The organism is Halomonas sp. R57-5, assembly GCF_900070345.1.
Taxonomy (GTDB): Bacteria; Pseudomonadota; Gammaproteobacteria; order Pseudomonadales; family Halomonadaceae; genus Vreelandella; species Vreelandella ventosae_B.
Window position 1 is genome coordinate 3,772,405 of sequence record NZ_LN813019.1, and the last position, 21,760, is coordinate 3,794,164.

The window sequence follows — 21,760 nt, forward strand, 5'->3', positions numbered from 1 at the left end:
GATGGCACCACAGGGGGCTAATAACGCTCGGCGTTTTTCCAAAGCCAGCGCGATCAGCTGGCTATGGCGTCAGTTGTCACGCTGGCCACTTGCGCGCCTATGGCGTATTGCTTCGGCGCTCGGCCCCCTGGTTTACCGCTTTAATAAGCGTGAGCGCTGGGTAACCGATCGCAACTTAGCGGTTGTTTACCCAGACCTCTCCATTGCTGAACGTAAAACCCTTGGTCAGCACAGTTTACGCCACTCAACGGCTACGATGCTGGAGCTGGGGCACGCCTGGATGGCGGAACCAAACAAGGTAGAGACCAGCATTTTAGCGGTACACGGTCGCGACAAGCTCGATAACGCCCGCACCGAAGGCCGCGGCGTGATTGTGCTTGCCCCCCACTTCGGCAACTGGGAGGTGCTTAACTTTTGGCTCTCGAGCCATTTCCCTTTCACCGCCATGTACGAGCCACCCAAAATCACTGCCCTCGATCCTGTGATTCGCCATGGTCGCGAGCGCATGGGGGCTAGCCTGGTGCCCACCAACCCCCGCGGTGTGGCGGCGCTGCTTAAAGCGCTGAAACGCAGCGAAGCGATTGGCATACTCCCCGACCAGGAACCCGACTGGGGCAGCGGCGTTTTTGCACCGTTCTTTGGCCGCGAGGCCTACACCGCCACCCTGCTACCGAAACTGGTCGCCCGGACTCAGGCACGCGTGGTCACAGGCGTCGCGCTACGTATCCCTGGTCAAGGATTTGAAATCCATTTTTTGGATGCCGACGAGCGGGTCTATAGCGACGATGATGTGCAGTCTGCCACCGGTGTGAATGCCAGCGTGGAGGCCGCGATCAACTTGGCGCCTGCGCAGTATCAGTGGGAATACAAACGTTACCGCAAAGTGGCGCAAGAGCAGCAAAACCTCGCCAACTTTCGCGACTATCGTCTTTACTAACAAGGGCTTACTGATGATGCAAAACGACCAATCGGGCGATGAAACACGCCCACCGCAGATTATTTACGCGCTTTACCTAGCGGGCATCGTCACTGCTAATATCACCCTGCTGATCGGCGTGGTGATTGCTTATGTTTACCGCAAGGAAGCGGCGCCCTGGCTGCAGCAACACTACCGTTACCTGATACGCACCTTCTGGATCGGTACGCTGTATGCCTGCATCGCCTTTCTACTCAGTATTGTGATTGTTGGCACCCTACTCTGGCCGCTGCTAGCGGTATGGTTAGGCGTGCGTTGCCTGCTGGGCTGGATCAATGTACGCAAGGGCCAGCCCCCTGCACGTCCCGCCAGTTGGCTGTGGTAATTCGCTCGTCACTCATCGTTATCGCGAGCATAAACATCATCTAAACGCTCGATATCGTCTTCACCCAGATAGCTACCCGACTGGACTTCGATCAGTTCCAGAGGGATTTTTCCGGTGTTTTCCAGCCGATGTAATGCCCCAATGGGGATATAGGTCGACTGATTTTCACTTACCAAGAAGCTTCGCTCCTCAAGCGTTACCCGCGCAGTACCTCTTACCACAACCCAGTGCTCAGCGCGGTGATGATGGCGCTGCAGCGATAGCCGCCCGCCAGGCTTCACCGTAATGTGTTTGACCTGATAGCGCTCACCGCTGTCCATCGCCTGAAAGCTGCCCCAAGGACGCTGCACCTGGGGTGCCGAGCACGGTTCGTTGCGCCCCGCCTGGGAAAGCGATGCCACCAGTTGCTTTACCTGCTGTGCCTGATGACGGTGGGCCACCAGCACGCTGTCAGAAGTCTCCACCACAATAAGATGTTGCACGCCCAACGTAGCCACCAAACGGTGCTCGGCAAACACCAATGAATCCTGGGTATCGGTCAGCCACGTATCGCCTTTAGTGGCGTTACCCGCCGCGTCGAGCGACGCTATGGCCCTCAGCGCATCAAAACTGCCGATATCGCTCCACTGGGCGACCAAAGGCACTACCGCAGCGTGGTCGCAGTGCTCCATGACCGCGTAGTCGATAGAGTCCGCCGAGCAGCGACGAAATGCTTCTTCACCCAAGCGTAGAAAATCCAAGTCGCGATGCGCGCTGCTTACCGCTTCCTCGCAGGCTTTAAGCATTGCTGGCTGCAGGCGCGTTAGCTGATCCAGATAGCTTGAGGCACGCAGCAAAAACATACCGCTGTTCCACAGGTAATCGCCGCTTTCAACCAGCACTGCCGCACACTTGGCATCAGGTTTTTCAATGAAGGCCGCCAGGTGGTGGCCCCCTTCCAGCGGCTCGCCGCAGGCAATATAGCCATAACCCGTTTCAGGCTGTGTCGGAACGACCCCAAAGGTGACGAGATAGCCTGCTTCGGCCAACGGCACGGCGGCTGAAACACTGTGTTCAAACGCTTGAACATCGCCAATCGCATGGTCTGCCGGGAGTACTAGCAGTAGCGGGTCATCGCCAGTTTGACGTGCCAGAAGCGCGGCACAGGCAATCGCCGGGGCGGTATTGCGGCCCTCGGGTTCAAGTACCAGAGTGGCGGTTTGATCCATTTCTCGCAGCTGTTCAGCCATTAAAAAGCGATGGCTATGGTGACCCATCAGCATTGGCGCAGCGGCGTGGAGCCCCTCTAGACGGCTCAGCGTTTGCTGAAGCAGGCTTTGTGATGAAGTTAAACGCAAAAACTGTTTCGGCATCTGCTCGCGGGAGAGCGGCCAGAGCCGCGTGCCGCTGCCACCGCTTAAAATCACTGGCTGAATCATTACTGCGTCCTTGTCGTTGTCCTTGAATCAGAAAACTCTCTTTCCTCAGAGGCTATCCCTGTTGCTGAACCAGTGCCTAGGCCAACCGTTAACTCACCAAAATCAGCCTGCAACCAGTGGCGAAGTTGGCTCATCCTGGGCGCAGTACTCGCCTGTTCGAGCGCAGGCAGGGTGCCGGGAACGAAGCCGCGCTTTATAAAGGGCGCCAATAATGCCGGGTCACCGCTGATAATATGCACCGGGACGGCCGCGCTGGCCTCGTCGCCGGTAATCAAAGGCGCGGCCTGATGGTCGCCCAGCACAATCATCAGGGTATTATCATCCACTACGCGCTCGGCCCAGCGGCCAGTGACTTTCACAGCGTAGTCAACAGACCAGGCATAGTGATCGCGAATACGTTCCACCTCCTGCCACAATACTTCGGGCGGATCGCCTGCGTCTTCCCAGGGGGCAAAAATACGCCCATCACCAATGGATGACCAATCATCCAGCACCGGCAGGATCGGCGTCCAGGGGGCATGACTGGAGATCAGTGCCAATTGGGCAAACACCGGTGTCTCGCCTAGCAAGTAACGCTGGGKGTAATCGAGGGTGAATTGATCCGGCATGGTGACCCAGTTCAGTGCGGGGCCGGCGTAGGCGATATCTCTCGCTGCGGCAATTTCATCGAAACCATAGGCCTCCCCTTCCGGCCACGCCATCGTAATGGCGGGCATCACACCAAGGGTGCGTTGGCCGGTAGCGCGAAAATCATCGATTAAAGTCGAGTGACCACTGTCTAACATCAACTGATACCACAGCTGATTATCGATCCAGCGGCCACTGAGGGCCGTCGCATGGGCCAGCCAGGACTGCCCACCGCTAATCGGCGACGCCATCAGACCAGAAACCACGTGGAGGTCACGCTCGCCTAGCCGCTGCTGCATCTCAGCTAAAGTAGGCAGCAGAACCTCTGCATAGCGTGGTTTTTCCAGCGCCGAGATACCGTAGGACTCAATAAAGGTGAGCAGTACGTTGCGGCCCTCAAGTCCCGGTAGCGGCTGGGCTTCCAACGGTGCGGCTTCCAGCTGGGCGGTAAAGGCGAGGCGTGCAGCGTGGGTATCGGTCACTTGCTGCCACTGAAAGCGCGTAGTGTTCACCATCGGCAACCGCGCGCTATCGATCAGCCGCACCCCATTGAGTTCAAGCGCCGCGCAGGTGGTGGCAATAACCAGCAGCGTTAATGCGGCCGCTCCAGGCAGCCGTTTGATCGAGTAAGCGACTGGTGGAAGCAGCAGGCGCGCCAAACCCAGGGTAATGGCGATTAGCACGGCCGCTCCTACCAGCATTGCGCAAACTGCCAACAGTTGGCCTACATTACCTACTAATAGGTGATAAATTGAGCGCAGCAAAGGTACGTCAAGATAGAGATTAAGTGGCCGGGCAAAGGCCATTTGGGTGGCGGCAGTGCCAAGATTCGCGGCGGTTGCCAGCATCACCCAACTGACCAGCCCAATCGCCACGATGCGGCGCGCTTTTCCAGCGGGAAGCAGTAACATGATTGGCGTGATGATCAGCGCCTCCCAAGCGAGCAAGTGTGTACTGATATCGCCAAAGCGCCACCAAAGTGGCACGATGAGTAGGAGATTCAGCATTAGCAGCGTTAGTAATAATCGACTCATTGCACCCTCTGTGTGCCTGCTTTAGCGAACAGTTTCAAAGATATAACCTTTAGTCTCAAAGCAAAGCTGTACCCAGTCGCAAGACAAGAGAGCAAGGAATAAGGCTGCTGAAAAACACAACAATCATGTACTGTAATATTTTATCGTATAGTTATTGTGTAAAAATTTCACGCTTTGCTTGATCATGCGTTTTGCAGGCCTTCACCGGAAAGGATTTCGCGTATGCGTTGTAACTATTTTGCTAGAAAGCTGGTTGCTAGAAGGCTGGTTGGTAGGTGGCGGGCCGATAAATGGATAGTTTTACTCAGTTGTACGCTAGCCTTACCGGCGTTTGCCGAAGACGATCAACATTTCAGCATGGTCATTGAACGCGCCCAACAGCTGGCCGAAGAAGCTTATCAAGCCCCGGAAGAAACACTGCCCCAGGTATTACGTGAGCTTAACTACGATACCTACCGGCAAATCCGTTTTAACCCAGAACACGCCTACTGGAAAGATGAGAGCCCCTTTAGCTTGCAGCTATTTCACAGCGGCTTTCTGTTTCAAACCCCGATTACCTTGAACGTTATCGACAACGATACGGTAGCGCCGCTGCCCTTTTCAGCACAGGATTACACCTACGATGGCAATGCCGCGACGCTGAAAGAGCAAGACTTAACCGGCAGCGGCCACGCAGGGTTTCGTCTTCACTACCCCCTTAACAGCAACGAGTATGACGATGAGTTTGGCGTTTTTCTCGGCGCCAGTTATTTTCGCATCGTTGGGCAGGGACAGGCTTACGGGCTTTCGACCCGGGGGCTGGCGATCGATACCGCCTCCCCTGAAGGCGAAGAGTTCCCAGCATTCCGCGAGTTTTGGCTGTATAAACCCGACGCTGATGCCAAACAGATTGAGCTGTTGGCGTTAATGGACAGCCCTTCGGTTAGCGGAGCCTACCGGTTTATCATCCAACCCGGCGAAAACACCCAGGTTGAAGTAGAAGCCGAACTATTTGCCCGGGAAGATATTGCCAAGCTTGGCGTCGCCCCGCTCACCAGTATGTTCACTTACGGTGAAGCAAGCCGCGAACGGCCGGACGATTTTCGCCCCCAAGTGCACGACTCCGACGGTCTGCTGATGCATACCGGCAGCGGCGAATGGATCTGGCGCCCGCTGAGCAACCCGGCTCACTTACATACATCGGCCTTTATCGACGACTCTCCCCAAGGCTTTGGTTTGATGCAGCGGGAGCGTGACTTTAACCGCTATTTGGACACCGAAGCCCAGTACAACCGCCGCCCCAGCCAGTGGGTTGTCCCGCTGGATGAGTGGGGACCGGGTCACGTGGAGCTAGTCGAGATTCCTACCCCCGATGAGACCCACGACAATATCGTCGCCTATTGGGTCGCGGRCGACACGCTAGATGCAGGCGAGTCCCGCCGCCTGCACTACCTCACCCACACGCTGAATACCCAGCCTGACGCGCATAACCTTGGCCGTGCCATTCGCACTCGTCATGGCAGCGCAGGCGTGCCGGGGCAAGCGGACTCCCCTTCACAAGATCAACGCCAGTTTATCGTCGATTTTCAGGGCGGAGCGTTAGCGGATATTAGCGCCGACCAGCCCGTGGAGTTAGCTATCAGTTCCCAACCCGGTGAGGTTCTGTTGCCTCAGGTCACCGCGTTACCTGACGACAATGGCTGGCGGGCTAGTTTCCGGCTGCCCGCTAGCGACCAGCCCAGTGATGTTCGCCTAAGGCTCACCTTAAACGGAGAACCGATTAGCGAAACCTGGAATTACGTGTGGTATCCCGATGACCAATAGCACTGATAAAGCACTCCCTATATCGCCAGCGTCTGTGCGGATAAAGGCACGCCCATTCAGAGAGCCCAGCTAATGCGGCGCATGGCGCTGCAACGGCTGCGTAGCGCGGGTGGGCTAGCCCGCTCGCTGTTTATTTATTGGCGGCCGGGGCGCCAGCGGGGGCTAAAACGACTTTACCAACCGTTTATTCAGCCCGGCAATATCGCTTTTGATATTGGCGCCCACCTAGGCGACCGCAGCGCGGCTTTTCATGCACTGGGCGCCAGGGTGGTGGCGTTAGAGCCCCAGCCCGACCTCGCCAAGTGGTTTAAACGCCTTGTGAAGCCGCCGACTATCACCCTGCTGCCAGTGGCGGCTGGCCCAACGGCGGGCTTCGCCGAGATCGCGATTAGCCCCAGTAACCCAACCCTCGCCACGCTTGCCACCGAATGGCGTGAGCAGATTGGCCAACGCAACCCAGGTTTTAGCCAAGTACGCTGGGAACAACAATTACGCGTGCCGGTGACCACGCTGGATGCGTTAATTGACGAGTACGGCGAACCTAGCTTTATCAAAATCGACGTTGAGGGTTTTGAAGCGGAGGTTCTAGCCGGGCTAAGCTGCCCGGTGGCGGCGCTTTCGGTGGAGTTTGTAGGCGGTACATTAGAGGTAAGTCACGCCTGCGTGAGCCATTTAAGCCGCCTTGGCGAGTACCGTTATAATGTGGTGGCCGGTGAGCAGCGGCAATTCCGCTGGGCCGAGTGGCAAACGCCGCAAGCAATTAGCGAGTGGCTAAGTGCAGGGGCCGACGACCTGCCCTCTGGGGATCTTTACGCCTGTCGCTCAGACCATCCGCTGCTGTTGAATTTACTTTGATTATTTTGAATACTCCTATAGGCACGTCACGCAATGATTCACCACTGGCAAACCCTGACCGCTCCACAGTTAGCCGAATTCGCTCAGCACGACCCGGTAGCGATACTGGTACTCGGCGCCATTGAACAGCACGGCACTCACCTCCCGCTAGCCACCGACCTGACCATTGGCGAGGGACTGCAGGCCGCTATGCTGAAGGAGCTAGATCCGAACCTGAACGTTATCTGCCTACCACCGATGGCGGTCGGAGCCAGCGACGAGCATGCCAGTTTTCCCGGCACACTCAGCCTGCCCGCTCCGCTGGCGATTGCCACCCTAGAAGCCTACGGCGACAGTTTAGCCAGGGCAGGCATTCGCCGCCTGGTGCTGCTTAACAGCCACGGCGGCAATAAAGCGGTGATGGATCTAGCGGGGTTAACCCTGCGGCGGCGGCATGCCATGCGCGTGGTCAAGGCCACCTATACCCGCCTACCGCCTTTGGAAGCGGCTATTGATGCCGACGAATTGCGCTACGGTTTGCACGGTGGACTGCTCGAAACCGCGATGATGCGCTATTTAGCCCCCACTCTGGTACAGCTAGACGGCTACCAAGCGGCACCGCCCGCGGCGCCCCAAGGTGATGCATTAGTCAGTGCCGAAGGGGCCGCAGCATTTGCTTGGTTGGCGGAAGACCTGAGTGCCCAGGGCGTGGCCGGGGATGCCAGCCACGCCAGCGCTGAATTAGGCGAGCGGTTGGTGCAGCACTATGCTCGTCAGTTAGCGGCAGTGGTGACAGAAACCGCCCACCTACCGCCACTGACCAACTAAAACCGCTTTATCAATGGAAGACAGCTTTAGCTCGTGGCCGTTTTGCGTTCAGCGCTGATCGCTTAACACGTCTTCCAACAGGTGCCCGCCACGGGTTGCTTTGGCATTCAGGTAGCGCTGATTATGGTCGGTAACACTGCCATACAGCGCCTGACGTGAGACCACCTCAATGCCCCCCTGGCGCAGCGCTTCCATCTTCAACGGGTTGTTGGTCAGCAGTTGAACCTGATCAATATCGAGCGCATTGAGCATATCCACCGCCACCGCGTACTGGCGCTCATCGTCGCCAAAACCGAGTACCTGATCCGCATCCACGGTATCCAAGCCCCCATCTTGCAAGGTGTAGGCGCGCAACTTATTGGCTAAACCAATGCCCCGGCCCTCTTGCGCCAAATAGAGCAGTACACCACCGCCCATGGCTTGAATATCCGCCACGGCATTGCGCAACTGCTCGCCACAATCGCAGCGCAGGCTGCCAAACAGGTCGCCGGTTAAACACGCCGAATGCAGGCGCAGCGGCACCGCACCTTCCCAGCGCTCCGGCTTACCGATCACCACGGCAACGTGCTCGCGCAGGCCATCCGGCTCCCGGAAGAGTACAAAGCGGCTGTCGGCAGCATCCTCAAGGGGAATATTCGCTTCACTTACCCGTTTGAGCATACCCGGCGCCCCGGCTAGGCACTGCTCAGCGTCTTCAGCGGTGACCTGCAGCAGTCGCCCTGCTGCCAATTGCTGTTCTATACCCGCCGTGGCCTCTTCGCTAACAAAGGCACACAGCGCTGCAGGAACCAGCAGAGCACGGCGCATCAGCGTCACCGCGCCTCGCTCGGCTAACCCTGCGGGTTTCAAGCCACTGAGTAGCCCACCAGCGGGTTGCGAGAACGTTTCCGAAGTGGCCAGACGATGCAGTTCATCGGTGCTAACGTGGGCGGCCAGCGGCAGGCTGGCAGCCTCAGCGGTTAAGTTCATACCCATCGCCGCCAAACGGTGACGGGTAAGCACCAGAGAAGGTCGCTCGCCCGCTAACAGGGCAAGCGCTTCAACTGACTCACTGCCTTCCAACGCCTGCACGAGCAAACGTTGCTCGCCAGCATTTACCACCACGGGCAAGCCACGTCGAATATCGAAAATAGCGCGTTCAATCTGGTACATGTAGGCCTCCAGGCTTCCTTACGAGGGGGATGGCGCACGCTTGCGCTGAGCTATTTGTTTTAAACTGAACTAATGGTTGCCCTGAACTGCTTGCTCTTGACCAAGTAGCACCCGCATGATGAGACGGATTTTTTAGCACGGAGGCGTCATGCCCGAACCCCATGTCAACACTATTGTGCTGGCCGATGCCTGGGAATGGCTGTTGGCGTTGCGTCATCGGCACTCTTGCGATGCAGCGATCACCTTGACGCCAACCGGCGAGTGGCATACGGCCAAGCCGGTCGCCGCTGAGGCGCGAGAATTGCTCGATTGCCTGACCCCGCTGGCCAGTAGACCGGCCTGGGTAGTAGCACAACTGGGGCAGAGTATGGATGGCCGCATTGCCACAGAAAGCGGCCACTCCCACTACATCAACGGTCATGAAAGTTTGGTTCACCTGCACCGCCTGCGCGCTTTGGTCGACGCGGTGGTGGTCGGTGCGGGCACCGCCAGCGCCGATAACCCGCAGTTGACCGTGCGTCACGTTAGCGGCACTCACCCGACGCGGGTGGTGCTGGATCCGCGAGGCCGTATTCCCAATGACCTGGCACTGCTGAATACCGATAGCGCCCCAACGCTGCATATTGTGGGGCCTGTTCTGGGGCCTGAGTGGCAGGCGACAACGAGCCTGGCCCACGTTGAACGTTTCGTATTGCCGCTGAATGCCAGCGGTCAGTTCAACCCACACGACGTCATCACTCTGCTCGCTGGCAAAGGATTGCCCCGGGTGCTGATTGAAGGTGGCGGCATTACGGTGTCTCAATTTATCGAAGCAGGCGCCGTTGACCGACTGCACCTGCTGGTGGCCCCGCTGCTGATTGGCTCCGGCAGGCCAGGGCTTAAAATGACGCCCATTGAGACCCTTGAGAGTGCGCTGCGCCCGCCCTCGCGAACTTTCCGCTGCGGCGACGACACGCTGTTCGACCTGCGACTGCGGGATACCACCGCCTGACGGGTGGGCTTTTTCACGCCGGCTCAGCGCCACCCAAATGCCCGGTAGGCTCGCCAACAGCACCAGCACACCGTAAGCCAACGAGACTGCCACCCCTTGGGCAGACGGCAGGCCTACCAGCGTCCAGACACCGGCAGCGGCGCCTTCGCGCAGCCCCCATCCAGCCACCGAAAACGGAATCAGCATGGCCAGCAGCAATACCGGGGTAAGCGCGAGCACTTGCAGCGCCGGTAGCTCAACGCCAATCGCCCTGGCGGCGCACACCATGACCAGGCCATAACTCAGCACAATCGCTAACGATGACAGCAACTGTAGGGGCCATACGCCGTGCTGGAACAGGCCACGCCGTACATCACGAGCCAGGGCTTGGCACCAGCTCGGMAGTCTGGTCAGCCAGTGGCTAAAACGTTGACGCAGCAGCAGGCCGCTGACGATGGCCAGCGCAAGGCCTACCATCACGCTTAAGCCCACCGCCGTAATCACTGACCCACCCAGCGCGGTATGCCAGAGCGGTGAAAACAGCAGCGCCGTTAGCGTTAGCACCACCACGGCGACCTGCCCCGAGGCGCGCTCGATAATCACCGCTCGCCAAGCGCGGCCCCTAGACTGCGCTTGAGTGGCATGGCGGTGCGCCCGCCCGGCGTCGCCTAATACCCCGCCGGGCAACAGCTGATTGACCAGCAGCGCCAAGTAGTATTCACGCAGGGCGTAAGCAAACCGCAGCGGCACATCAATAAGCCCGGCAGTAAACTGCCAGCGCCAGGCGCAGAGCATAATCTGTAGCGTGCTGATGCCTAACGCCAGCACGACCCACTCAGCGGAGAAGCCCTGCACCTCTGCTACGATAGCCTGGGGCTCAACCCACAGCGCCACCGCACCCAGCAATGCCATGCTGACCACCACGCGGCGTAGCCATGGGCTTTGCAAGCCTATGCTTCTAGAAACACTGAACATCCGCTGAACAGGCCTCATAGGCTTAAGCCTCTTCCCTGGGCTTAGCAAAAAGAGGCGTCGCAAACAGATCGCGGTGCCCTACCCCAATACCCAGTTCGCCATTGGCCACTGCTTGCTGACGCAGCTGCAGCCAAGTGGCAATACGTGCTGAGGCTTGCGGGGCTTGTTCGGTGGCGGCTTCGGCCCAGCCCTCAAGCAGCGCCATCATTAGCGGCTGCTGAGCGTGGCTATCCGCGGCGAGTAGCCACGGCGTTTCCGCTTGTTCAACGCGATAATGGGCTGCCTCTAGCGCGCAGACTAACGCCTGGTGAGCCTGACCGCCCAACGCATCACCCAAGCCCTTATCGCGCTGCTGATGGGCAATAAACATGGCCCGCAGCCAGTGATCTTCATCATCCAGTACCGGCGCGCCTTGCAGGTCGATAAAATGCCACTCGCCGGTCACGCTAAGTGCTATCAGCAGCGCCTGCTGCTGCTCGGCAATGCTGGCCACCAAGGCATCAATCCACTGCTGGGAAACCAAATCCAGCAGCGCCGAGGCGGTCACCAGATGCGCATCATCGAGCGGCACATCGGCAAGCGGTTCAAGCGATACGCAGTGGGTCTCCACCGCCACGGGCTGCCCTTGACGATCACTTAGCCCGGCGGCTCGCTGGCGCGCCTGGGCTAACAAGATGGCGTCGTGATCAATCAGTTTCCAGCGCTGTTGGCCGCTCAGGCGCGGGGCCAGAAAGCGCATATTACTGCCCCGGCCACAGCCAAGATCCGCGATCAGTGGCGTTGGGTTGCGCGTGCTCAGCCACTCCGCAGCAAGCTCCGCAAGACGCTGGCTGCGGGAAGCGACATCTGCCGCCTCTCGCAGCGTTAGCCAATCGGACGCAAACTGGCTGCCTGCGCGCAAAGTCGGGGCATCGATTGGCGCGGTTAACGCCGTGGCGAACTCAACACCCGACTGCTGCCAGTCGCTAAGACCGTCGCGGGCCTGGGCAGCTCCCTGGCGCAGTTTTTGGCGCAACTTGGCATCATGGCAAAAGCGACTCAACGCGTCTTGAAGAGCGTCAGCATCGCCCGGCTCAACGTTTAACCCTGCACCTTCCGGCAAGGTATCGCGAAGCGCCCCGCCAGTGGTGGTAATCACCGGCAGGCCGTGAGCGAGGGCTTCGGTGACCACCATGCCGTAGCCTTCATACCAGGAGGGCAGCACCAGCGCGTGGGCCCCACGATAAGCCGCTTCCAGCGTCTCGCTATCGCACTCGCCATGCAGGTGCACGCTGGCCTGCAAGCCGTTCTGCTCAATCAGTTGCTCTACGCGCCGAGTGAACTCAGGGTCACGTGCACCGCCGTAGCAGTCACACTGCCAGTGATCACCGGCAACGCCCGCCAGCGCTTGCACCAGCACATCCTGCCCCTTGCGCGGCGTTAGCGTTGCCACACACAGCAAACGTAGGGTTTCATCGGGTTCTGCTGCAGGGCTGATCGGCGCCTGGGCTACGCCCGGCTCAACCACTGTTACATTAGCGTTTAGGGGTAGAGCGTAGTGGGCAGCCAGCTCGGGCAAGCGTCGGGCGGTAAAGTGACTGGTGACAATAATCCGCGCCACGGGGGCAAGCGCGGTTAACTCACTGCGATGAAAACGCTGCTGATCGGCTTCGTTCAGGCCCAATTCATCGCCTAAGGGGTGATGCAGCAAGGCAGTGATATCCAGCCGCTGGGCATGCTGAGCCACTATTTCGGGCAATGCGCCCATGGCCAAGCCGTCAATGACTACCGCCCCATGATCGGGTAGCGCATTAAGTGCCTGGGCAAGGGCTGCGGCTGCCTCGGCATCCGCGTCAGGAAAGGTACCCGCCAAGCCGACAACATTAATCGCCCAGCCCTGGTCACGKAAGGCCGAGACGATATGCGCATCGTAGATATAGCCGCCGGTGCGTTGAGCAGGGTCACCGGCAACGATTAACGTAAAACGCCGACTCATAGCGCGCCTTCGTAGCTGGCCCAGGCCACATGGGATTCATGCAGCTTGACCTCCATATGGGTAATCCCTTGAGCAGTGGTGCCCATTTTGCCCTCACCGATCGCCTTAGCGAGCCGGTCGAAGATCACCTTGGCCATAAACTCGGTAGTGGTGTTTTTACCCGCGAACTCAGGCACTTCATCCAGGTTGCTGAAGTTATAACCGGCGAGGACTGCCTTCACCGTTTCGCTAGCCAGGCCGATATCGATCACCAGGCCATCCTCATCCAGCTCAGGACGCTGAAAGACCACATCCACCACGTAGGTAGCGCCATGGGTGCGCTGGGCGGGGCCAAAGATCTCGCCATTAAAACTGTGGGCGATCATAAAGTGGTCACGAACACATAAACGAAACATAGCGTCTCCAAAAAATGAGCAAATGAGTTATACGGGATAGCGCAGGCGGTGACAGAGTTCAACGCTGCCGCGGCCAAACAGCCTAGGGGCCAGCGTTGGTAGCTGCGCGAATTCACTTTCGCCGCTGATCAAGGCATCCAACCGCTCGTCCACCAGCAGGCTCAGCGCTAACCGAAGGCGGCGTTGGTAGTCCCAGCGGGGGCGTAGTTTGGACGGTAGCTGGCCGACTTGGCTGGCCTTGAGCGTTAGTCGCTGAGAGTGGAAAGCACCGCCCAACGGAATGGCAACATCCCCCTCGCCAAACCAGCTCATTTCAATAATGCGCCCTTCACTACCGACTAATTCAAGCGCTTGGCGTAAACCCGCTGATTGGCCGCTGGCGTGGATCACACAATCTTGGTCAAGGGAGGCTTGTTCAGGCGTAGCGAAAGCCACACCCAGTTTCTCGGCCAATGGGCGACGCTCTGAATTAATATCGACCAACTGGACGGTCACACCGGGCACCTGGGCGCACAGATAAGCCACCAGTGCACCGACAACACCGGCGCCAATCACACAGATTCGTTCACCCAGCATGGGCTCTGCGTCCCACACGCCGTTAATGGCGGTTTCCATATTAGCAGCCAATACGGCGCGTTTCGCAGGTACATTGGCGGGCACTTCGAGCACCGCCGAAGCAGGCACAATGTAGCGATCCTGATGGGGAAACAGGCAGAAAACGGTTTTATTCAGTAGAGCGCTTGGCCCTTGCTCAACGCGACCAACGCTACAGTAGCCATACTTAACCGGGGCAGGGAACTCCCCCGACTGAAAGGGAGCCCGCATGCGCGAAAATTCGCTTTCAGGCACGCGGCCATTGAACACCAGCGACTCGGTGCCGCGGCTGATACCGCTGTACAAGGTGCGCACATACACCTCGTCTGAAGCGGGCGTAGTAAGCTGTTCACGCCGCAACTCGCCCTGTGCTGGGTGAGTCACCCAGAAGGCATTGGCCCAGTTTTTTGGGCAATCATAGGAAGTTTCGCCAACCTCGTCAGGCGCCGACATGAGCGTTCCTTTTCGTTACGAGCCCACATAGTCTGGGCTCTGTTTCATTCCGTTGAATGTGGCGTGGCACCATTAGGCTGCAAGTTAAGACTAAGGGAGACCCTGTGTGTCTTAGCCTCTTGCCCGGCCACTTACCATAATGATTGACCGCATATTGCATGGCCCTAGGCAGAACAGTTTTCAATGGTTCACCATCTTCAGCTTAGCGGGTGAAAAGAAAATATTCGATTAACCAGTTGCAACTAATCCGTCAAACTCTTGATCATATGGACAACCCTACCTTCTTCTACAAGAATGGTACATATAAAAATAGTTGCATCATTTATTTTAACTGCGGATAGCAACGCCGCTTCGTGAGAGACCATGCCGCTTTTCACTAATGCCTCCCTTTCACCCCAGCCCAAGCGGCTTTACAGCGCTGCAGAGCTACTGCTGGCCGGCTTGCTGCTAATCGCCGTGGGCAAAGGCCTGCCACTATTAATGGCGACGCCGGCTAACTGGGGGGTGGCCATTGCCTTCTACACCGTTATATCCACCCTGATCATATTTTTCTGGCCCTACGGCTCACTGGGGTGGGCAAACCGGGTCACGCTGGCCCGTGCGGTATTGGTTGCCCTGGTAGCGGGCGCGCTCGCCGATAATACGTTTACAGGGGCTATAGGCCAGTGGCTGGTTATCGCGGTGTTCGCCCTACTGCTGGATGGCGTTGACGGCTGGATTGCCAGGCGCACCAAAAGCCMCACACCGTTCGGTGCCCGCTTTGATATGGAGTTGGATGCCCTACTGATTTTACTGCTTTGTGCGGGATTGCTGCGGTTGGAGTCACTAGGCGTTTGGGTACTGTTAATCGGTGGGATGCGCTACCTGTTTATCGCTGCCAGCTGGCAGTTCCCGTGGCTCTCACAGCCGCTGTTTGCAAGCTATCGCCGCAAGGCGGTGTGTGTTTGGCAAGTAGTCGCACTGCTGCTGGCATTAACGCCGCTTACTTCGCACCTTGTCGCCAGCCTGCTGGCCATTAGCGCATTGATATCTTTAACCTATTCGTTTGGTTTTGATATCTGGTGGCTTTATCGGCACCGCCACCGTTAAGCCACTCAATATTACAATACAGGGGCGGTAAAACTAAAAGCTCATGTGCTTGAAGCCTTGAAAGCAAGCCTGATGTTGATGAAGGCTTTTTTCTGAAGATAGTGTCTGCAATGTCGGTACGACTCTATTTTATCCTGTGCTTGTGAGGAGCTGCGTCAATAGAGACAGCGCAGCCCCAAAGCCTTAGGCAAGGATTAACTAGCCGTTTTGCGTTTGATATGGTCAATGACTAGGCCATGCTCATGTTGAGGGCTAAACATCACGATATCCGTATCTTCTTCCGCCCGAACGCTATGCCCAGGAGGCCAGTAAAACATGTCGCCTTCTCGAGAAGTTTCCTCTGTGTGATCGGAATACAACGCGGTAATCGAGCCTTTTACTACATAACCCCAGTGCGGGCTTTGACAACTATCCCCTTCCAGGCCGTGCAACAAATCGGTGATATCAGTACCGTTGCCAAATGAGAAATACTCAGCACCCATCTTCCCAAACCCCGTTACATCACCAAAATCCTTTTGTTGTCGGGCGACTGCTCCGGGTAAGTCTATCTGGACTGGAATGTCTTCTTTTGCAATATGCATAGCACGCCCTCCTTTTCGAGGTATAGGGCCAATTGGCCCATAAAAAGTGTAGCCGAGTGGAGGTTAAAAGCCATACGGGCGCAGTTATTCCAGAATTTCTGGTGCCTCCTCCTGCACTAAAGTTTTATCCAGGGCAGCGACAGAATACGCCGTCAGAGCAAACAGCTACCGCCAATAAAAAAGCCAGCCTCCTGTGTGCATAGGAAGCTGGCTAGCTCAGTTAAGGTAGTTAACTTTCTGTTTTTAAATATATTAGGCAGCCATAGCAGTGCATTCATCAGCGCAATGCAGACACGCTTTGGCACACTCTTGACAATGCTTGGCGTCGTGCTTGAAGCACTCATCACCGCAAGCCTTGCAAATATCAGCACATATCCGGCAGATATCTTTGGCGTATTCACTACCCTGTGCCATGAATGACGCCGCTAAACGGCATATTTGAGCACATTGGCGATCTAGACGAACGCACTCGGCCATCATTTTTGCATCATCTTCCTTTAAGCAGGCAGTGGCGCAAGATTCACAATAAACCGCACAGATATTGCACGCTTCGATACACGACTTATATTTTTCAAATTCCATCTTCCTAACCTCCTTTTATACAACGAATGCACAACCTGTCACCTGAACATCAGTTACAAGTTGCACTCTGAGCTCCCTGCGGAGCTCGTATAGAAGGTTAGTACAGATACCTTATGAAACAAGCGGGCCCCCCTCCCTCTAGCCCTAGCGTTCCAACCCCAGGCGCTGGTGCCACTCAGCAAGGCTTTCATCCGGGTACTCATCAAAGCATTTGTCTTGGAACTGCGCATTTACCTCCACCCAATCCGCCCTGCTTCCCAACATCATGTGTGTTCGCTTGGGTGGTGTCGGCAGTGGTGTATCGATTGCTGATGCGAAAGGGTGCACAAGCTCGGGCCAGTCGGGATCGTAAACCCATAGCGACGTGGCGCAATGCTTGCAAAAATGCCGCTCGCCCGTGCTTTGCACGCCATCGATGATCGCTCGATAGACCGAGATGTGCTCATCGCCACTCACATTTAGGGTTTTACTATCACCGCTGAGGTTGATGGCATAGCCGCCACCGCCCGCCGTTTTACGGCAAATAGAGCAGTAACAACGGTTGAATGGATAGGGATGCTGAGACCTTACATTGAACGTCACGGCCTGGCAGTGACATGATCCTTTGAGCAGCATAGTTACCTCCGTTTGCAGCGGTTACTCAACATGAGTATCGAAGCGCGACTGCATGAACCACGTGCGGTCTTCAGCTCTCTTTTAAGTTCTTTTTAAGCTCTCTCTTAACATTTTAGCGCATAGGTTATCCGGCGCCTTCAACGGGAAAGATTGACGCTGTTGGCAAGTCAGCGTGTCAGCGCTCATCCTTTAAGGCTTGCAACAGTTCAGCCACGGCCAATTCGCCTTCGGGTTCGTCAAACGCTTGAGCCAGCGAGCCTTGCACAAAGCTCAAAAAGCGATAGGCGGCGGGCGGTAAGCGACGCTCCCGACGCACCACAAAGTGCCAGCGGCTTTTCAGCGGAAAATCCTGCAAGGGCAGCTCTTGAACACCTTTAGGGGAGKCCGCAACCACATGTCGCGACAGCACTGCCAACCCCATTCCCGATGCCACTGCAAGCCGGATCGCCTCGTTGCTGGCGATCTGCTGAGTGGAGCGCAGCTCAATACCCGCACTGTATAACCAGGCATCAAAGGTATGCCGGGTCGCGGATCCCGGTTCGCGCAGTAGGAATCGCTCATTTTTGAGAGACGCCATGGTGAGGCCCTCCATGCCTGCCCAACGGCAATCCGTCGGCCCCACGACGACCAGCGGGTTGCTCAGAAAAGGCGCAGCGAGCACCGCGTCATCGCTGGGCGGGTGGCTAAAGACATAGATATCGTCTTCGTGACGCTCAAAGCGATTAAGCATCTGCTGACGGTTACCGATCTCCACCGTGACGTCTACCTGCGGGTTAGCCTGGCTAAAGGGCCCTAAAAGACGGGGCAGCACGTACTGGGCTGTGTTGACCAGGCCAATACTAAAATGGCCGCGGCCACCCCGGTTGTATTCGCCCAGATACTGGCTAAACACATCGGCACGGCTGAGTAAGTCCTGGCTTAGCTGATAGAGCGCTTGTCCGACTTCAGTGGGCACCACGCGACCATCCTCCTGGCGCACAATGGGTTCACCGACAATTTCCCGCAGCCGTTTCAACTGCTGAGACACCGTAGGTTGAGTCAGGTGGAGCCGATTCGCGGTGGCGGTAATCGAGCCTGTGCGTACCACGTCGGCATAAACCTGCAGCAGGCGGAAGGTCAGTTGTCGTACTTTCATCCTTTACACCATAGATAATTATCTATGACTGTATAAAGTTTATTTGTTTTCATCAATCTCTTTAGGTCGCTAAAGTAGCCGCTTTAAAACCCTGTAAAGGAGATCTTCCGTGCCGGATATTGTGGTCATGTTCTTTGTGCTAGGTGTGGTGGCCGGTGTGGTGCGCTCCGATCTCAGCATTCCCAAAGCCGCTTACGACATACTAAGCCTACTGCTGATGCTCACCATCGGCCTTAAAGGCGGCATGGCGTTGCACGGCAGCTTGAGCCTTTCACTGCTTATCGAGTTGGCCGGTGTCACATTATTGGGGATCATTATTCCGCTGGTTATCTTTCCGGTCGGCCGCTACCTAGTACGGTTGTCTATTGCCGACAGCGCCAGTCTCGCGGCCCACTATGGCTCGGTGAGTGCCGGTACTTTTGCTGTTGCACTAGCGTATACCGAAGCGCATAACCTGGTGACCGGCGGGCAAGTCACCCTTTACCTGGTGTTGCTGGAGCTTCCAGCCATTATGCTGGGGCTGATGATTTACCGGCGTTTTAGCCGTAATGGCACAACCAGCTCGGCCGCGGGCCTATGGCACGAAACCCTGACCAATCGCGGCGTTATTCTACTGGTAGGCGGTGTTCTGATTGGCTGGCTTTACGGCCCGAATGCAGGCGAATCGGTGACTGGCCTATATACCCACGCCTTCAAGGGTATATTGGCGCTGTTTCTGCTGGAGATGGGTCTGGTCGCGGCAGAGACACTGCGCAGCCTGCGCTGGGGACACAGCCGCCTAATCATCTTTGCTATGGCAGCGCCCATTGCGCTCTCCTGCTTAGGTTTGATGATGGCGTACTGGCTTGGGCTACCCGCAGGCTCCGCGGTTATTCTGGCGAGTCTTACTGCCAGCGCGTCATACATTGCCGCGCCTGTGGCCATTCGTGCCGCGATTCCAGACGCCAACATTGGCCTTGCCATGCTGGCGTCACTGGGGCTCACCTTCCCCTTCAATGTGCTAATTGGCATTCCGCTCTATCATCAACTTTGGGGATGGCTGGCGGGGTGAGCCACCGCGAGAATAATCTGTTGATTCTCATCAGAGAAACAATTCTCGTTAATGGCAATATAGTGCATCAGCCTGGTCTGCTTCATGGGGCCACCAGAACCAGCGAACGGGTACGTCGTCATCGTGACGGCTGGCGGGTAAAGGAAGGACTTTCGCCTGTTCGACCAACGCAAGCGCTCGGGCAAAACAATCCACGGATTCCTGCGTCTCGGCTGGTTCTGTTAAAGCGTCCTGATGCAAAAGCGTATCCAACAGTTGTGGTGTCACTGGCGCCTCAGGCTGAGTAGGCCGTTTCTGATACTGAGCGACCCAGACACCGGTGGCTTCATCGACTGAATATAATTTCAGCAATACCGGCGCATAACGGGCAATAAACTCGACTGCAGATATTATATAGTTAGCCGTCTCATTACTAAAAAAGAAGTTAAATCCGAGCCTTACCCAGCCTGGGCGATATATGCTTCTACCCTTTTGGACTAAAGCTTCATGCTCTGCTGCGGTCTCACTATCAATGGCGAGCAGTTCATGACCATAAGGCCCTGCACAGGAACACCCCCCTCTCGCCTGAATACCAAACAGGTCATTCAACATGGCAACCACCAGATTATGATGAATAGCCTTGCCACCGGCAGTAATGTTGAAAGAAAAAATCGCCAGCCTGGGCACATCAAGGGCCCCCAGCAGACGCACGTTAGCGACTTTTTGCCAGCGTGCCACGGCCATCGCTACCAGCGCTTGCTCGCGTGACTCAATCGCCTCGACCCCAACGCTTTCCTTAATACGAAACGCCAGCCCGGCTCGAATATCACCCAGGATATTCGGTGTTCCCGCCTCCTCCCGGCGCTCAACATCGCGCACATAACGGTGATGGGTCGCCGTCACATAGGAGACTGTGCCGCCCCCGGCTATGGATGGCTTGGCATTGCGGCACAGGGCTTTTCGAATCACCAATACGCCGGAACTGCCCGGCCCGCCAACAAACTTATGGGGCGATAGGAAGATGGCATCCAGGTGATCATCGTGGCCGCTGCCTGCCATATTGATCTTCACATAGGGCCCGCTCGCCGCATAGTCGAAGATAGCCAAGCCGCCGTATTGATGCGCTAGCCTTGCCACTTGGTGCACCGGTGTCAAAATGCCCGTTACGTTGGAAGCGGCCGAAAACGCTACCACTTTGACATCCCGTTGAGCATAGGCCTGCAACTCCTGTTCAAGCACCATGAGATCAGGGAGGCCATGGCCGCCAAGCGGAATGCGTACCACGTCCACATCGCACTCTCGCCACATCAGGTCATTGGAGTGATGCTCGTAGGGGCCAACAAACACCACGGGCTTGGCCGCTTGCGAAGTCCTCTGCTCAGGCGTCAACTCAAGGATCCGACAGCAGCGATCTATCGCCGCTGTCGCCCCGGCGCCAGCAAAAATAACCGCATATTCGTGATTGGCACCGACCGATTCCGCGACAGCCTGGCGGGCGGCTTCGCGCAGCCGCGTGGTCATCTTGCCGGTGTAAGAGGTTTCGGTATGGGTGTTGGCGTAGAGAGGCAGCACTTCTTTCTGAATTGCGCGCTCCACTATCTCCAGCGCCCTTCCCGATGCCGTGTAATCGGCATAGAGCAAGGGGCATGCGCCAAACGGGCCAGGGATCAAACGCCCTTCACCAATCACCCCGCTCTGCAGGCACTGCATCCACTCATGAGAGATCGCCGAGGGGGAGCTCGTTGGTTTTCTTGACTTGTTCCATTGAGAAGCACGATGTGACATTACTAAGCTCTATTCTCGCAATAAGCCTTTTATAAAAGGCGTCATAAGACTGGTTATCACGCGTAATGACCTTGAGTAAGTAGTCGTACTCACCTGCCAGGCGATTCACCTCTACAATTTCAGGAAATGCCTGTACGGTTTCCTGAAATGCATTAAGCCAAGCCTGATTATGTTTATCCGTTTTAACCATCACAAACACGGTGAGTCCAAGATTCAACTTTTCAGGGTTCAATACGGCAATTCTTTTTTCAATGACGCCGTCTTTTTCCAGTCTTTGTATTCGCCGCCAGCATGGCGTAACAGAGAGTCCAATCCCCTCTGCGAGCTGTGCTATAGAAAGAGTATCATCGCGCTGCAGCTGTTCAAGAATTTTCAAATCGAAACGATCAATAAGCAATTTATTTCCCCATGGCGAGCTTATTGAGCATTTTTTTCTAAAACAAGCGTTTTATCAAGGGATAAATGAAATATTTTTTCATGCCCCATAGCGTTTTTCTCAACACCACGTTAAATTTTTAAAGCGCACCATTAAGCGGGCACTCCAAAAGTAATTTTCAAAAAAATAAGCACATTAAAATATGCAT

At 56.6% G+C, this 21,760-nt stretch carries 20 protein-coding genes and 1 pseudogene; 8 read left to right on the forward strand and 13 right to left on the reverse strand.

Annotated features, from left to right (window positions below):
* Position 1 precedes the first annotated feature (1 nt).
* Entirely contained in the window at positions 2-937 is a 936-nt protein-coding gene (locus HALO_RS17315; protein WP_050713751.1) for a lysophospholipid acyltransferase family protein, read from the forward strand.
* A gap of 13 nt (positions 938-950) precedes the next feature.
* On the forward strand, positions 951-1,301 hold the full coding sequence (locus HALO_RS17320; RefSeq protein ID WP_035577435.1) for a DUF4870 family protein: 351 nt from the start codon (positions 951-953) through the stop codon (positions 1,299-1,301).
* Between the two features lie 8 nt (positions 1,302-1,309).
* Here the strand turns inward: HALO_RS17320 and HALO_RS17325 are convergent, their stop codons facing one another.
* Both HALO_RS17325 and HALO_RS17330 read right to left on the reverse strand, forming a co-directional pair.
* Positions 1,310-2,719: a mannose-1-phosphate guanylyltransferase/mannose-6-phosphate isomerase gene (locus HALO_RS17325; RefSeq protein WP_035577433.1), complete on the reverse strand. Its 1,410-nt coding sequence runs from the start codon at positions 2,717-2,719 to the stop codon at positions 1,310-1,312.
* The gene (locus tag HALO_RS17330; RefSeq protein ID WP_050713752.1) at positions 2,719-4,380 is read right to left on the reverse strand and encodes an alkaline phosphatase; all 1,662 of its coding nucleotides are present in this window, start codon (positions 4,378-4,380) and stop codon (positions 2,719-2,721) included. Before HALO_RS17330 ends, HALO_RS17325 begins: the two co-directional genes overlap by 1 nt.
* Before the next feature lie 357 nt (positions 4,381-4,737).
* Between HALO_RS17330 and HALO_RS17335 the strand changes: the two genes are divergently transcribed.
* From HALO_RS17335 to HALO_RS17345, 3 genes are all read left to right on the forward strand, one after another.
* Complete coding sequence (locus tag HALO_RS17335; protein ID WP_442906018.1) at positions 4,738-6,183, forward strand: glucan biosynthesis protein; 1,446 nt, start codon at positions 4,738-4,740, stop codon at positions 6,181-6,183.
* A gap of 72 nt (positions 6,184-6,255) precedes the next feature.
* The gene (locus HALO_RS17340; protein ID WP_035577430.1) at positions 6,256-7,038 is read left to right on the forward strand and encodes an FkbM family methyltransferase; all 783 of its coding nucleotides are present in this window, start codon (positions 6,256-6,258) and stop codon (positions 7,036-7,038) included.
* Positions 7,039-7,071: 33 nt separating this feature from the next.
* Entirely contained in the window at positions 7,072-7,845 is a 774-nt protein-coding gene (locus tag HALO_RS17345) for a creatininase family protein (protein ID WP_035577428.1), read from the forward strand.
* A gap of 48 nt (positions 7,846-7,893) precedes the next feature.
* On the opposite strand, the gene ribA is transcribed toward HALO_RS17345, so the two are convergent.
* Complete coding sequence (ribA, locus tag HALO_RS17350) at positions 7,894-8,997, reverse strand: GTP cyclohydrolase II RibA (protein ID WP_035577426.1); 1,104 nt, start codon at positions 8,995-8,997, stop codon at positions 7,894-7,896.
* Between the two features lie 367 nt (positions 8,998-9,364).
* Here ribA and HALO_RS23220 point away from each other — a divergent pair, with 367 nt between their 5' ends.
* A complete protein-coding gene (locus HALO_RS23220; RefSeq protein WP_231896859.1) occupies positions 9,365-9,988 on the forward strand; it encodes a RibD family protein in 624 nt (207 codons plus the stop codon).
* A 57-nt stretch (positions 9,989-10,045) separates the two neighbouring features.
* On the opposite strand, the pseudogene HALO_RS23565 reads toward HALO_RS23220, so the two are convergent.
* From HALO_RS23565 to HALO_RS17370, 4 genes and pseudogenes are all read right to left on the reverse strand, one after another.
* Positions 10,046-10,960 (reverse strand): annotated as a pseudogene (locus tag HALO_RS23565) (lysylphosphatidylglycerol synthase transmembrane domain-containing protein); the annotation flags it as partial.
* 4 nt (positions 10,961-10,964) lie between these two features.
* Complete coding sequence (locus HALO_RS17360) at positions 10,965-12,917, reverse strand: glycosyltransferase (RefSeq protein ID WP_050713755.1); 1,953 nt, start codon at positions 12,915-12,917, stop codon at positions 10,965-10,967.
* Entirely contained in the window at positions 12,914-13,312 is a 399-nt protein-coding gene (locus tag HALO_RS17365) for a 6-pyruvoyl trahydropterin synthase family protein (protein ID WP_035577422.1), read from the reverse strand. Before HALO_RS17365 ends, HALO_RS17360 begins: the two co-directional genes overlap by 4 nt.
* A gap of 27 nt (positions 13,313-13,339) precedes the next feature.
* Complete coding sequence (locus HALO_RS17370) at positions 13,340-14,359, reverse strand: zinc-dependent alcohol dehydrogenase (protein WP_035577420.1); 1,020 nt, start codon at positions 14,357-14,359, stop codon at positions 13,340-13,342.
* A gap of 363 nt (positions 14,360-14,722) precedes the next feature.
* Here HALO_RS17370 and HALO_RS17375 point away from each other — a divergent pair, with 363 nt between their 5' ends.
* Positions 14,723-15,448: a CDP-alcohol phosphatidyltransferase family protein gene (locus tag HALO_RS17375; protein WP_050713756.1), complete on the forward strand. Its 726-nt coding sequence runs from the start codon at positions 14,723-14,725 to the stop codon at positions 15,446-15,448.
* A 194-nt stretch (positions 15,449-15,642) separates the two neighbouring features.
* Here HALO_RS17375 and HALO_RS17380 read toward each other — a convergent pair whose 3' ends face one another.
* The 4 genes from HALO_RS17380 to HALO_RS17395 all read right to left on the reverse strand — a co-directional run bounded on the left by HALO_RS17380 (position 15,643) and on the right by HALO_RS17395 (position 18,361).
* A complete protein-coding gene (locus tag HALO_RS17380) occupies positions 15,643-16,029 on the reverse strand; it encodes a hypothetical protein (RefSeq protein ID WP_035577416.1) in 387 nt (128 codons plus the stop codon).
* A gap of 252 nt (positions 16,030-16,281) precedes the next feature.
* A complete protein-coding gene (locus HALO_RS17385) occupies positions 16,282-16,611 on the reverse strand; it encodes a four-helix bundle copper-binding protein (protein WP_035577415.1) in 330 nt (109 codons plus the stop codon).
* 144 nt (positions 16,612-16,755) lie between these two features.
* Complete coding sequence (locus tag HALO_RS17390; RefSeq protein ID WP_035577413.1) at positions 16,756-17,226, reverse strand: GFA family protein; 471 nt, start codon at positions 17,224-17,226, stop codon at positions 16,756-16,758.
* Between the two features lie 175 nt (positions 17,227-17,401).
* The gene (locus tag HALO_RS17395; RefSeq protein ID WP_050713757.1) at positions 17,402-18,361 is read right to left on the reverse strand and encodes a LysR family transcriptional regulator; all 960 of its coding nucleotides are present in this window, start codon (positions 18,359-18,361) and stop codon (positions 17,402-17,404) included.
* Positions 18,362-18,470: 109 nt separating this feature from the next.
* Between HALO_RS17395 and HALO_RS17400 the strand changes: the two genes are divergently transcribed.
* Positions 18,471-19,412, forward strand: a complete 942-nt coding sequence (locus tag HALO_RS17400; protein WP_035577409.1) for a sodium-dependent bicarbonate transport family permease — start codon at positions 18,471-18,473, stop codon at positions 19,410-19,412.
* A 48-nt stretch (positions 19,413-19,460) separates the two neighbouring features.
* On the opposite strand, the gene HALO_RS17405 is transcribed toward HALO_RS17400, so the two are convergent.
* Both HALO_RS17405 and HALO_RS17410 read right to left on the reverse strand, forming a co-directional pair.
* Positions 19,461-21,101: an aminotransferase class V-fold PLP-dependent enzyme gene (locus HALO_RS17405; protein WP_035577407.1), complete on the reverse strand. Its 1,641-nt coding sequence runs from the start codon at positions 21,099-21,101 to the stop codon at positions 19,461-19,463.
* 4 nt (positions 21,102-21,105) lie between these two features.
* A complete protein-coding gene (locus tag HALO_RS17410; protein WP_197671946.1) occupies positions 21,106-21,573 on the reverse strand; it encodes an Lrp/AsnC family transcriptional regulator in 468 nt (155 codons plus the stop codon).
* Positions 21,574-21,760 lie beyond the last annotated feature (187 nt).

Excerpts from the sequence above, each read along its gene's own strand:
- HALO_RS17315 (WP_050713751.1), top strand. The coding sequence starts at position 2 with ATGGCACCACAGGGGGCTAATAACGCTCGGCGTTTTTCCAAAGCCAGC.
- HALO_RS17320 (WP_035577435.1), top strand. The coding sequence starts at position 951 with ATGATGCAAAACGACCAATCGGGCGATGAAACACGCCCACCGCAGATT.
- HALO_RS17325 (WP_035577433.1), bottom strand. The coding sequence starts at position 2,719 with ATGATTCAGCCAGTGATTTTAAGCGGTGGCAGCGGCACGCGGCTCTGG.
- HALO_RS17340 (WP_035577430.1), top strand. The coding sequence starts at position 6,256 with ATGCGGCGCATGGCGCTGCAACGGCTGCGTAGCGCGGGTGGGCTAGCC.
- HALO_RS17345 (WP_035577428.1), top strand. The coding sequence starts at position 7,072 with ATGATTCACCACTGGCAAACCCTGACCGCTCCACAGTTAGCCGAATTC.
- ribA (WP_035577426.1), bottom strand. The coding sequence starts at position 8,997 with ATGTACCAGATTGAACGCGCTATTTTCGATATTCGACGTGGCTTGCCC.
- HALO_RS23220 (WP_231896859.1), top strand. The coding sequence starts at position 9,365 with ATGGATGGCCGCATTGCCACAGAAAGCGGCCACTCCCACTACATCAAC.
- HALO_RS17365 (WP_035577422.1), bottom strand. The coding sequence starts at position 13,312 with ATGTTTCGTTTATGTGTTCGTGACCACTTTATGATCGCCCACAGTTTT.
- HALO_RS17370 (WP_035577420.1), bottom strand. The coding sequence starts at position 14,359 with ATGTCGGCGCCTGACGAGGTTGGCGAAACTTCCTATGATTGCCCAAAA.
- HALO_RS17380 (WP_035577416.1), bottom strand. The coding sequence starts at position 16,029 with ATGCATATTGCAAAAGAAGACATTCCAGTCCAGATAGACTTACCCGGA.
- HALO_RS17385 (WP_035577415.1), bottom strand. The coding sequence starts at position 16,611 with ATGGAATTTGAAAAATATAAGTCGTGTATCGAAGCGTGCAATATCTGT.
- HALO_RS17390 (WP_035577413.1), bottom strand. The coding sequence starts at position 17,226 with ATGCTGCTCAAAGGATCATGTCACTGCCAGGCCGTGACGTTCAATGTA.
- HALO_RS17405 (WP_035577407.1), bottom strand. The coding sequence starts at position 21,101 with ATGCAGTGCCTGCAGAGCGGGGTGATTGGTGAAGGGCGTTTGATCCCT.